We start from the raw sequence: 11,882 nt of genomic DNA on the forward strand, positions 1-11,882 counted from the left end.
TCAAGGAAGAATAATGGTGGACCCTGTGGTCTTGCGCGCTTCGAGGTCGATATGCGCCTGCGCCACGTCGGCGAGATTATAGCGCTGGTTGATATCGATCTTCACCTTGCCGCTGCCCACCACATCGAACAGCGAAGCCGCGCAGGCTTCCAGGTCGGGACGCTTGGCCACATAGGTGAACAGCGTGGGACGAGTCACGAACAGCGAACCGCGCGACTGCAGTTCGCCCAGCGAGAACGGATCGACCGGCCCGGACGCATTGCCGAAGCTGACCATCAGTCCCAATGGCGCCAGGCTGTCCAGCGAGCCAATGAACGTATCCTTGCCGATCGAGTCATAGACCACGGACACGCCCTGCCCGTTCGTGATCTCTTTCACGCGCTGCGTGAAGTTTTCCGTGTTGTAGTTGATCACGTGCGCCGCGCCATGCGCCTTGGCCAGCGCCGCCTTCTCGTCCGAACCGGCGGTGCCGATCAGGTTCACGCCCAGCGCCTTGGCCCACTGGCAGGCGATCAGGCCAACGCCGCCGGCCGCCGCGTGGAACAGGATGGTGTCGCCCGCCTTCAGTTGCGCGGTGCGGTGGAACAGGTACTGTACCGTCATCCCCTGCAGCATCATGGCCGCCGCCGTGTCGAAGCCGATATTGTCCGGCAGCTTGAGCAGGATGGCGGCCGGCATATTGCGCTTTTCCGAATACGCCCCGTTGGGACGGCCCGCATAGGCCACACGGTCGCCCGGCTTCACATGCGTAACGCCCTCGCCCACCGCTTCCACCACGCCCGCGCCTTCCTGGCCCAGGCCGGACGGCAGCGGCTGCGGATACAGGCCGGTGCGGAAGTAGACGTCAATGAAATTCAGGCCGATCGCCTCATGGCGCACGGTCGCCTCGCCGGGACCGGGCGCACCGACATTAACGTCCACATACTCCAGCACTTCCGGCCCGCCGGTGCGGGAAAAGCGGATTGCCTTGGTCATTTGGACTCTCCCATCTGGGTTTGCAGCTGCGACAGCACCAGGTGCGCCGACGCCAGGTTGGTGGCGCAGGCGATGTTGTGCACGTCGCAGGCGCGCACCAGCGCGTTGATGTCCGGTTCGTGCGGCTGCGGCGTCATCGGGTCGCGCAGGAAGATGATGGCGTCGATCAGGCCATCGACCAGCAGGGCGCCGATCTGCAGGTCGCCGCCCAGCGGGCCGCTTTGCTTGCGATCCACTTCCAGGCCCACCTCGCCGATCAGGCGCCCGCCCGTGGTGCCGGTGGCGCACAGCTGGCATTGTTTCAGGAAGTCTGAGTACTCGCGCGCCAGCGCGATCATGTCGTCCTTCTTCTTGTCGTGGGCAATCAGGGCAATGCGGGGCTTCATTTCTTATCACCTTTCACTTTGGACAGCGTATAAATCCCGGCCAGCACCAGCGCGGTGCCCGCCAATTGCCAGCTCGTCACCGGCTCGGAAAGAATCACGGCGCCGAGGAAGAGCGTGGACACAGGACCGATCATACCCGCCTGCGAAGCCACACCCGCGCCGACGCGTTGCACGGCGGTCATCGTCATAAACACCGGCATCACCGTGCAGAATATGCCGTTGACCAGGGACAGCCAGTACACCGGCATCGGCTGGATCAGCAGCGAGGCAGGCCGCAGCAGGAAGAATTGTCCGATGCAGGCCACGCTGGACACGCACATCGCATACGCGACCAGCCGCAAGGACCCCAATCGTTTGACCATTTCGCCGGAAGCCAGCAGGTAGATGCCGTAGGCGAGCGCCGAGCCGAGGACAAGGCTGGAGCCCAGCGCCACGTTGCCGCCGCCCTGCAGGTCGTGCACGAACACCAGCACGATCCCGCCGTAAGACAGCATCAGCGCCAGCCATTGCTTGCGGCTGATGTGCTGCTTCAACCAGGTGGACGAAATCAGCAGCACGAAGGTCGGCGTGAGGAAGAGGATCAGGCGCTCCAGGCCCACGCTGATGTATTGCAGGCCGAGGAAGTCGAGAAAGCTGGAGAGGTAGTAGCCGATCAGGCCCAGGCCGACGAGACGCCAGGCGTCCGCCTTGCTTAGCGGTGCTTCGGTGCGCATCTTCCAGATGGCCACTGCCGCGAAGATGGGCAGCGAGAACAGCATGCGGAAGGCGATCAGCGTAACAGCGTCGATGTGATAGCGGTAGAGGAGCTTGGCCACCACCGCCTTGGTGGAAAACAGCACCGCGCCACCCACTGCAATCGCCAGTCCGCCCAGGTAAGCGGCACGTGCGCCGGATTGGGACGGGGTGGTGGTGCTGGTAGTCATGCCTGTCATTGTATGACGAAACGGCAATGGCTGCTGAGCACCCCTTTAAACCCACGGCAACCCCTGGTGTCAGCCACGACGTGGCAGACACCTGTTCGGAGTCCGCGGCCATAAACGGGTGTCTGCCACATCGTGGCAGACACCAGCTCCGGCCTTGGGTTTAGCTGATAGCCACAGCCGCAACGCCCGAAGTAACCGTGGCGGTGGTAACCCCCGCCCCCCCTGCCCGGCGTCACCGTCACGACAGTAAACCCCTGCGCATCCGTATTCAAATGCTTCAGCCAGGGATTGCTGCTCAACCCCGCCAGCTGCTGCGCCAATCCCAGCAAGGCCGTATTGAAATCGCCGTTGGCCTTCAGTCCCGCCAGCACCTGTTCCACCGTCGCATCCAGCGCAGCCTCCGGCAGCCCCTTCGCCGCCAGCGCGCCACGCAACTGCACGGACACCTGCGCCGCCAGCGTATCAACGGTAGGCGCCGCCCTGCCCAGCGTGTAATCCAGAAGATTAAAGTTCAGCGCCAGCGTGCCCAGGCCCGGCACCGGCACGGACAGTGGGTACGACACCAGCGTGCCCAGGTCGCCCAGCGCCGCCGCCGCATCGCGCAGGTAAGTAAAGAATGAATCGGACGACACGCCCGCCGTCACCAGGTCCACCGCCACCGGCGTGCCGCCATTGGCCGCGTCGAAATCGTCGCTGACGGTGCCGGCGAAGAAGGAGTGGATGTCGCCCGTCAGCGCCACCACATTGCCGATATTGTTGGACTTCAGGTGCGACATGAGCGCCTTGCGCTCGGCGTTGTAGCCGTCCCACTGGTCGCAGTTGATCAGGAAGCGGCGGAAGTAAGGCGCCAGCGCGGCCTGCTTGCCCGATGCCACTACGAAGGCCGACGACGCCTTGTTCGCCTGCACATCCGGCTTGATATATCCGATGGCGATGGCCTGGGCCGCAGCCATAGCCTGCGCCGTGGCGCCGGCTGCCGCGGCATTGTCCGCCTGGCCGTAAGCCAGCACGGCGACTGTCGCCTGCGTAATATTCAGGCCCGCCTCGAAACACTCTAAAACCCACGGCAGACCCTGGTGGCTGCCACGATGTGGCAGCCACCTGTTTTTGCGCCTCGGCTGTTTTCATGCGACGCGGCACTTCGACCACAGTCCGGGGACGCGGACCGGGTGTCTGCCACGCCGTGGCAGACACCAGCCTCTGCCGTGGGTTCTAAAAATTGCCACGCATAATTGCAAACCAGCCGCGCGACAACTCAACAAATTGGGACTACTCTTCCGTTACAAAAAAGACATTCTTGCGTGTACGAAGGGAGCTCATCATGGCAGATGGCATTATCAAAGGCGGCACGAGTGGCAACGAAACCATTCAAGGCACCGCCGGCAACGATTTTCTGTATGGCAACGGGGGCGCCGATATCCTGATCGGCGGCGATGGCGACGACCGCCTGGACGCGGGCCAGATCTACGACGCGGCCACCAACACTTATAAAAACGACCTCATCGGCGACACCTTTGATGGCGGCAACGGCAACGATGAATTCTGGGGCAGCTTCGGCAACGACATCATGAACGGCGGCAACGGCAACGATGCCTTCCACGGCGGCGCCGGGGCCGACATCATGAACGGCGGCGCCGGATTCAACGCCTACGACGGCGGCGACGGCATCGATACCGTGGTCTACAACGGTGCGCGCAGCTCCTTCGGCGTGGCCGTTGGCGGGGACCACGTGGCCCATGTCACCGGCAACGGCATCAGCGATACCGTCCTGCCGAACGTCGAGCGTATCGAGTTCAACGACGGCGGCGTGGCGCTGGATATCAACGGCAACGCCGGCAAGATGTTCCGCCTCTACCAGGCCGCCTTCAACCGCGCCCCCGACCAGGTGGGCCTCGGCTTCTGGATCGACGCTGCCGACCGCGGCGAGCCCTGGATGGGCATGGCCCATGGCTTCACCCACAGCGCCGAATTCGACCGCCTGTACGGCGCCAACGCCAACAACGATACCTTCCTCACGGCCCTCTACGCCAATGCCCTGCACCGCACGCCCGATGCGGACGGCTACAAGTTCTGGATCGATGCGCTGAACCGCGGCGTGTCCCGCGAATCCGTGCTGATCGACTTTGCCGAAAGCCCGGAAAACCAGGCCCAGGTCATCGGCAGCATCGAGCACGGGATCAACTACGTTCCCTGGGCTTGACGCCCCTACCTTCGGCGGTTCCATGAAGGGCGATATGCTAGAATATTGCCCTCGATTGCACACCGTCTAAGGAAGATTGAACATGGCTGGACACAGCAAATGGGCCAACATCAAGCATAAAAAGGCTGCAACGGACGCGAAACGCGGCAAGATCTGGACGCGCCTGATTAAGGAAATCACCGTGGCTGCCCGCATGGGCGGCGGCGAAATCGCCTCCAATCCGCGCCTGCGCCTGGCCATCGACAAAGCGGCCGACGCCAATATGCCGAAGGATAACGTCCAGCGTGCAATCACCCGCGGTACCGGCGGCGGCGACGGCGCCAACTATGAAGAAGTACGTTACGAAGGCTACGGCATCGGCGGCGCGGCGATCATCGTCGACTGCATGACCGACAACCGCGTCCGTACCGTGGCCGAAGTGCGCCACGCCTTCAGCAAATTCGGCGGCAATATGGGCACCGAAGGCTCGGTGGCCTTCCTGTTCAAGCATTGCGGCCAGTTCCTGTTCGCTCCCGGCGCCGATGAAGCCAAACTGATGGACGCCGCGCTGGAAGCCGGCGCCGAAGACGTGATCGCCGATGAAGAAGGCGGCTTCGAAGTGCTGTGCGGCCCGAACGATTTCTCGGCCGTGAAGGATGCGCTGGAAGCGGCGGGCTTCAAGGCCGAAGTGGCGGAAGTGATCATGAAGCCGGCCACCGAGACCGTCTTCACCGGCGAGGAAGCAGCAAAGATGCAGAAGCTGCTGGACGCGCTGGAAAACCTGGACGATACCCAGGAAGTCTATACCAACGCAGTCATCGAGGAATAATCCCCAATGAAAATCCTGGTAGTCGGCTCGGGCGGCCGTGAACACGCTTTGGCATGGAAACTCGCGCAATCCGAGCGCGTGCAGATGGTCTATGTAGCCCCCGGCAATGGCGGCACGGCGCGCGATGCGCGCCTGCAGAACGTGCCCATTACGGACCTCAACGCACTGGCCGATTTCGTGGAACAGAACCACATCGGCCTGACCGTGGTCGGCCCTGAAGTGCCGCTGGCGGCGGGCATCGTCAACCTGTTCCGCGCGCGCGGCCTGAAGATCTTTGGCCCGACCAAAGAGGCGGCGCAACTCGAGTCCTCCAAGGATTTCGCTAAGGCCTTCATGAAGCGCCACGGCATCCCGACCGCCGACTACGAAACCTTCGCCGACGCCGCAGCGGCCCACGCCTATGTGGACGCCAAGGGTGCGCCGATCGTCATCAAGGCCGACGGCCTGGCCGCCGGCAAGGGCGTGGTCGTCGCCATGACGCTGGAAGAAGCGCATGCGGCCGTGGACCATATGCTGTCCGATAACGCCTTCGGCGATGCCGGCGCGCGCATTGTGATCGAGGAATTCCTGGCCGGCGAAGAAGCGTCCTTCATCGTCATGTGCGACGGCAAGAACGTGCTGCCGCTGGCCACCAGCCAGGACCACAAGCGCCTGCAGGACAACGACCAGGGCCCGAACACGGGTGGCATGGGCGCCTACTCCCCGGCCCCGATCGTGACCCCGGCCATGCATGCGCGCGTGATGCGCGAGATCATCATGCCGACCATCCACGGCATGGCGAAGGACGGCATCCAGTTCACCGGCTTCCTGTACGCGGGCCTGATGATCGACGCCGCCGGCACGCCAAAGACGCTGGAATTCAACTGCCGCATGGGCGACCCGGAAACCCAGCCCATCATGTCGCGCCTGAAGACCGACCTGCTGGGCGTGATGGAACATGCCGTTTCCGGCACGCTGGACCAAGTGGAACTGGAATGGGACCGCCGCACCGCCGTGGGCGTGGTGATGGCCGCTGCCGGCTATCCGGATAATCCGGTCAAGGGCGCGTCCATCCACGGCATCCCGGCCGAAACGCCGGAATCCGTGACCTTCCACGCCGGCACCGCCGATGCGGACGGCAAACTGGTCGCCTCCGGCGGCCGCGTGCTGTGCGTGGTCGGCCTGGGCGACAACGTGAAGATGGCGCAGAAACAGGCTTACGACGCGGTCGACAAGATCGCCTTCGAAGGCATGCAGTTCCGCCGCGATATCGGCTGGCGAGGCCTGAAGCACTAAACCGATAACCCCTGGTGTCTGCCACGATGTGGCAGACACCGGTTGAAAGCCGCCGGCTGCGATTATGTCCGCGGCACTTGAACAGGTGTCTGCCACGTCGTGGCAGACACCAGCATTACGCCGTTGGTTCAAAGAAGAGAAAAAACGAAATGTCCGCCCCCAACCCACAAGACGTCAAAGCCTGGCTGATAAGCCTGCAGGACCGCATTGTCACCGCGCTGGAAAGCGTGGACGGCAAGGGCTTCCTGCGCGATGGCTGGGAGCGTCCCGAAGGCGGCGGCGGCATTTCGCGGTTGATCGAAGAAGGCAATGTGATCGAGCGTGGCGGCTGCAACTTCAGCCACGTGATGGGCGCCAAGCTGCCGCCATCGGCATCGGCGCACCGTCCGGAGCTGGGCGGCCAGCCCTGGGAAGCGATGGGCGTCTCGCTGGTGATCCACCCGCGCAATCCCTACGCCCCCACGGTGCACATGAACGTGCGCTTCTTCAGCACCAGCGCGGCGGACGGCACGCCGGTGTGGTGGTTCGGCGGCGGCATGGACCTGACGCCCTACTACGGCAACAAACAGGACGCGAAACACTTCCACCAGACCTGCCACGATGCGCTGGCGCCTTACGGCTCCGAGCTGCACGGCAAATTCAAGGCCTGGTGCGACGACTACTTCTACCTGAAGCACCGCAAGGAAGCGCGCGGCGTGGGCGGCATCTTCTTCGACGACTTCAACGCCCTTGGTTTCGATCAAAGCTACGCCATGACCCGCAACGTGGGCGACGCATTCCTGAACGCCTACCTGCCCATCCTGGAAGCCCGCAAGGACGCGCCCTATGGTGAGCGCGAGCGCGACTTCCAGGCCTATCGCCGCGGACGTTACGTCGAATTCAATCTTGTGTTCGACCGCGGCACCCTGTTCGGCCTGCAGTCCGGCGGCCGCACGGAGGCGATCCTGATGTCGATGCCGCCGATCGTGAAATGGCGCTACGACTGGCATCCGGAGCCGGGCAGCCCCGAAGCGGCGCTGTACACCGACTTCCTACCGCATCGCGACTGGCTGGCCACGTGACCCGCTGCATCGCACTGCTGGGAGGCAGTTTCGATCCGGTGCATAACGGCCACGTCGCGCTCGGCGCGCATTTCGCAGCACTGCTGCAGGCCGACGAGCTGCGTGTGATCCCTGCCCTGCCGTGGCAGAAATCCTCCCTGGTGGCCACGCCCGATGAGCGCGTGGCCATGCTGCAGCTGGCGTTTGCCGGCCTGCCGTGCAAGGTGACGGTCGACCGCCAGGAGCTGGAGCGCGGAAAAAGCACCTATACGATCGAAACGCTGCGCGCGATCCGCGCCGAAGTGGGGCCCGATGTGTCGCTGGCCTTCCTGATGGGCGCGGACCAGCTGCAGCGGCTGAATACCTGGCATGACTGGCAGTCCCTGTTCGGCCTGGCCCACTTCTGCGTGGCGGCCAGGCCCGGTTTCGAACTGGACGCCGCCCATATTCCGCCGGCCGTGGCGCTGGAATTCCAGCGCCGCCTGGCCGGCCCGGCCGAGCTGCATGCGCAGCCGTCCGGCCTGACCTACGTCGCAGCCGATATGGCCGTCGATGTATCGGCTACAGGCATTCGTGCTGCATTACAACGTGGACTGGAGGCTGACTCGCTTGTCCCCGGCGTAGTGCTAGACTATATTGAACAACACAATCTTTATAAGAACTAAATGGATATCAAAAAACTGCAAACTCTCGTCGTGGACGCCCTGGAAGACGTGAAGGGCCAGGAAATCGTCCTGTTCGACACCACCGGCCTGACCAGCCTCTTTGACCGCATCTGCATCGCTTCCGGTACTTCCAACCGCCAGACCAAGGCACTGGCTTCGTCCGTGCGCGACAAGGTCAAGGAAGCGGGCGGCGACGTGATCGGCATCGAAGGTGAAGACACCGGTGAATGGGTGCTGGTGGACCTGGGCGACATGATCGTCCACATCATGCAGGCGCCGATCCGCGCATACTACCGCCTGGAAGAGATCTGGGGCGAGAAGCCGGTGAAGCTGGGCGCAGCCAAGCGCAAGTCCACCACTGAAGGCAAGGCCGCCGCCGACGCCGAAGCGAAGCCGAAGAAGGCCGGCCACCTGGCCGCGACCAAGAAGGCCAAGGACGCGGAAGCCGTGATCGAGAAGAAAACCACCGCGCGCAAGCCGGGCACTGTGAAGGCTGCCGCCGCCGCGGGCGCCGTGGCGAAGAAAGCCGCCGCGAAGAAAGCCGCTCCGAAGGTCGTCGCACCGGAAGGCAAGAAAGTGAAAGTGGCTGAAACCAAGACCGCCGCGGCCTCCGCCAAGGCAGCCAAGGAAAAGAAAGCGGCCGAGGCGCCTGTCAAGACCGTCATCAAGCGCATCAAGAAGCCAGCGGCCGAGTAAGTGCAACTGCTCATCGTTGCGGTCGGCCACAAGATGCCGGCCTGGATCGAAAACGGCTTCGCCGAATACGTCAAGCGCATGCCGCCCGAGCTGCGCATCGTTCTAAAGGAAGTGAAGCCGGTCGAGCGCTCCGGCAGCAAGACCGCCGCCACCGCCATGGCGCTGGAGCGCGAACGGATCGAGGCGGTACTGCCCAAATCCGTCCGCATTATCGCCCTCGACGAGCGGGGCAAGGATCTCACCAGCGTCGGTTTATCCCAGCAATTGGAAGCCTGGCAGCAGGACGGCCGCGATACGGCCTTCCTGATCGGCGGCGCCGACGGCCTCGATCCCGGCCTGAAAGCCAGGGCCGAAGGCATGATTCGCCTGTCCAGCCTCACCCTCCCCCACGGCATGGTGCGCGTGATGCTCGCCGAACAACTCTACCGGGCGTGGACAATTACACAGAACCACCCTTATCATCGTGTTTAATTAATATGGCAAGGGCACATGCCGCAGGCGGCGGACGCACGGCGGATCAATGATCCGCCCTACATCCTTCGGACAAACCACGGCATGATGGCCCGATGCGCGACGGATTTGATCCGCCAAACGTCGGGACAATGCCCCGATGCGCGATGGATTCGATCCGCCGCCGTCGGAACATGGCCCGGTGCGCGACGGATTCGATCCGCCAAACATCGGGACAATGCCCGAGGCGTGACGGATTTGATCCGCCAAACGTCGGGACAATGGCCCGAAGGGCTGTAGGGCGGATCATTGATCCGCCGAATGTGTGATCTGCCGCGAAAACATTAAATAAACGAGACAATGAAACCGGTCGAAAAGAAGATCTTCCTAGCTTCAAAAAGCCCGCGGCGGCGTGAGCTGCTGCGCCAGATCGGCGTTGACTTCGAGCTGCTGATGCTGCGCAGCGACGGCCCGCGCGGCCCGGACGTCTCCGAGGACGTGCACCAGAACGAAGAGCCGCTGGCCTACGTCGGCCGCGTCGCCCAGGAAAAAGCGGACTTCGCCTGGGACATCATCCAGAAGCGCCGCCTGATCCTGCGCCCCGTCCTGGCCGCCGATACCACGGTGACCATTGACGGCGAAATCCTGGGCAAGCCGGCCAATGCCAACGAAGCCGCGGCCATGTTGCGCAAGCTCTCCGGCCGCACACACCAGGTGCTGACTTCCGTGGCAGTGCATTCGCAGGACTTCTCCGGCCACATCACCCAGGTCTCGGACGTCCGCTTCGGCAAACTGACCGACCACGACATCAAGGCCTACTGCGCCACCACCGAACCCTACGACAAAGCCGGCGGTTACGGCATCCAGGGCCTGGCCGCGCTGTTCGTCGAGCACATCCAAGGCAGCCACTCCGGCATCATGGGCCTGCCCCTGTTTGAAACCGCGCAGCTGCTGCGCCAGGCCGGACTGAAGCTGCCCTAATGAACGAAGATATCCTCATCAACATCACGCCCCAGGAAACGCGCGTCGCCCTGGTCCTGCAAGGCGCCGTGCAGGAACTGCATATCGAACGCACGCTGACCCGCGGACTGGCAGGCAACGTCTACTCCGGCAAAGTGGTGCGCGTACTGCCCGGCATGCAGTCCGCCTTCATCGACATTGGCCTGGAACGCGCCGCCTTCCTGCACGTGGCCGATATCTGGGAAGCGCGTCCCCACGACGGCCAGAACGCCACCCCTACGCCCATCGAAAAACTGCTGTTCGACGGCCAGGTGCTGACCGTGCAGGTCATCAAGGACCCGATCGGCACCAAGGGCGCGCGCCTGTCCACGCAAATATCGATCGCCGGCCGCATGCTGGTCTATCTGCCGCAGGACGCCCACATCGGCATCTCGCAGAAGATCGAAAAGGAGTCGGACCGCGAAGCCCTGCGCGCGCGCATGCAAAGCCTGCTGCCGCCCGAGGAAAAAGGCGGCTACATCGTCCGCACCCAGGCCGAAGATGCGTCCGACGCCGACCTGCAGGCCGATATCGAATACCTGCGCAAGACCTGGGGCGCCATCTGCCACGGCGCGCGCACCCGTCCACCGACTTCGCTGCTGCACCAGGACTTGAGCCTGGCCCAGCGCGTGCTGCGCGATTTCGTGCACGACGAAACCGCAACCATCCAGGTGGACTCACGCGAAAACTTCCTGTCGCTGACGGAGTTCGGCCGCATCTACACGCCTTCCGTGCTGCCACGGCTGCAGCACTACACCGGCGAGCGCCCCTTGTTCGACCTGTATGGCGTTGAAGAAGAAATCCAGCGCGCGCTGGGCCGCCGCGTCGACCTGAAGTCCGGCGGCTACCTGATCGTCGACCAGACCGAGGCGATGACCACGATCGACGTCAACACCGGCGGCTTCGTCGGCGGCCGGAATTTCGCGGACACGATCTTTAAGACCAATCTGGAAGCGGCGCACGCCATCGCGCGCCAGCTGCGCCTGCGCAACCTGGGCGGCATCATCATCCTCGACTTCATCGACATGGAAAACACCGAGCACCGTAACGCGGTGCTGGCCGAGTTGAAGAAGGCCCTGTCGCGCGACCGCACCAAGGTCAGCGTTTCCGGCTTCTCCGCCCTCGGCCTGGTCGAGATGACGCGCAAGCGCACCCGCGAGTCGCTGGCCCACATCCTGTGCGAACCCTGCCCCGCCTGCGGCGGCAAGGGCCAGGTCAAGACCTCGCGCACCATCTGCTACGAAATCCTGCGCGAGCTGCTGCGCGAAGCCAAGCAGTTCAACCCGCGCGAATTCCGCATCCTCGCCTCGCAGGAAGTGGTCGACATGTTCCTCGAAGAAGAATCGCAGCACCTGGCCATGCTGGGCGATTTCATCGGCAAGAAGATTTCGCTGCAGGTTGAAAACTCCTATCATCAGGAACAGTACGACGTCATCCTCATGTAGTGCCGCCCAAAAGGAGCGCT

At 63.5% G+C, this 11,882-nt stretch carries 13 protein-coding genes; 9 read left to right on the top strand and 4 right to left on the bottom strand.

Going from position 1 to position 11,882, the window contains the following annotated elements; all coding sequences use genetic code 11:
• From ACHMW6_RS28990 to ACHMW6_RS29005, 4 genes are read right to left on the bottom strand one after another with little or no spacing between them, the layout of a single operon-like run.
• Nucleotides 1–975 carry a quinone oxidoreductase family protein gene (locus ACHMW6_RS28990; protein WP_395402170.1) on the bottom strand — a complete coding sequence of 325 codons (975 nt, stop codon included), beginning with the start codon at nucleotides 973–975 and terminating at the stop codon, nucleotides 1–3.
• Nucleotides 972–1,361 carry a methylglyoxal synthase gene (locus tag ACHMW6_RS28995; RefSeq protein WP_395402172.1) on the bottom strand — a complete coding sequence of 130 codons (390 nt, stop codon included), beginning with the start codon at nucleotides 1,359–1,361 and terminating at the stop codon, nucleotides 972–974. The genes ACHMW6_RS28990 and ACHMW6_RS28995 overlap by 4 nt, the downstream gene beginning before the upstream one ends.
• Complete coding sequence (locus tag ACHMW6_RS29000) at nucleotides 1,358–2,284, bottom strand: DMT family transporter (RefSeq protein WP_395402174.1); 927 nt, start codon at nucleotides 2,282–2,284, stop codon at nucleotides 1,358–1,360. The genes ACHMW6_RS28995 and ACHMW6_RS29000 overlap by 4 nt, the downstream gene beginning before the upstream one ends.
• A 5-nt stretch (nucleotides 2,285–2,289) precedes the next feature.
• A complete protein-coding gene (locus tag ACHMW6_RS29005) occupies nucleotides 2,290–3,294 on the bottom strand; it encodes an alkaline phosphatase D family protein (protein ID WP_395402177.1) in 1,005 nt (334 codons plus the stop codon).
• Between the two features lie 311 nt (nucleotides 3,295–3,605).
• Here ACHMW6_RS29005 and ACHMW6_RS29010 point away from each other — a divergent pair, with 311 nt between their 5' ends.
• The 9 genes from ACHMW6_RS29010 (at nucleotide 3,606) to rng (ending at nucleotide 11,862) form a co-directional block, all read left to right on the top strand.
• Nucleotides 3,606–4,484 (top strand): DUF4214 domain-containing protein, encoded by an 879-nt coding sequence (locus ACHMW6_RS29010; RefSeq protein ID WP_395402179.1) that lies wholly within the window; start codon nucleotides 3,606–3,608, stop codon nucleotides 4,482–4,484.
• A gap of 82 nt (nucleotides 4,485–4,566) precedes the next feature.
• Nucleotides 4,567–5,292 (top strand): YebC/PmpR family DNA-binding transcriptional regulator, encoded by a 726-nt coding sequence (locus ACHMW6_RS29015; protein WP_395402180.1) that lies wholly within the window; start codon nucleotides 4,567–4,569, stop codon nucleotides 5,290–5,292.
• Between the two features lie 6 nt (nucleotides 5,293–5,298).
• Nucleotides 5,299–6,567 (top strand): phosphoribosylamine--glycine ligase, encoded by a 1,269-nt coding sequence (gene purD / locus ACHMW6_RS29020; RefSeq protein WP_395402182.1) that lies wholly within the window; start codon nucleotides 5,299–5,301, stop codon nucleotides 6,565–6,567.
• A gap of 149 nt (nucleotides 6,568–6,716) precedes the next feature.
• A complete protein-coding gene (hemF, locus tag ACHMW6_RS29025) occupies nucleotides 6,717–7,628 on the top strand; it encodes an oxygen-dependent coproporphyrinogen oxidase (protein WP_395402184.1) in 912 nt (303 codons plus the stop codon).
• Complete coding sequence (locus ACHMW6_RS29030) at nucleotides 7,625–8,272, top strand: nicotinate-nucleotide adenylyltransferase (protein WP_395402186.1); 648 nt, start codon at nucleotides 7,625–7,627, stop codon at nucleotides 8,270–8,272. Before hemF ends, ACHMW6_RS29030 begins: the two co-directional genes overlap by 4 nt.
• Nucleotides 8,273–8,968, top strand: coding sequence for a ribosome silencing factor (rsfS, locus tag ACHMW6_RS29035; protein WP_395402188.1), 696 nt, complete (start codon nucleotides 8,273–8,275; stop codon nucleotides 8,966–8,968).
• The gene (gene rlmH / locus ACHMW6_RS29040) at nucleotides 8,969–9,439 is read left to right on the top strand and encodes a 23S rRNA (pseudouridine(1915)-N(3))-methyltransferase RlmH (protein WP_395402190.1); all 471 of its coding nucleotides are present in this window, start codon (nucleotides 8,969–8,971) and stop codon (nucleotides 9,437–9,439) included.
• A gap of 339 nt (nucleotides 9,440–9,778) precedes the next feature.
• Nucleotides 9,779–10,399 (top strand): Maf family protein, encoded by a 621-nt coding sequence (locus ACHMW6_RS29045; RefSeq protein ID WP_395402192.1) that lies wholly within the window; start codon nucleotides 9,779–9,781, stop codon nucleotides 10,397–10,399.
• Nucleotides 10,399–11,862: a ribonuclease G gene (gene rng, locus ACHMW6_RS29050; RefSeq protein WP_395402194.1), complete on the top strand. Its 1,464-nt coding sequence runs from the start codon at nucleotides 10,399–10,401 to the stop codon at nucleotides 11,860–11,862. The genes ACHMW6_RS29045 and rng overlap by 1 nt, the downstream gene beginning before the upstream one ends.
• Nucleotides 11,863–11,882 lie beyond the last annotated feature (20 nt).

This window comes from Pseudoduganella sp. UC29_106 (assembly GCF_044055365.1).
GTDB lineage: Bacteria > Pseudomonadota > Gammaproteobacteria > Burkholderiales > Burkholderiaceae_D > Rugamonas.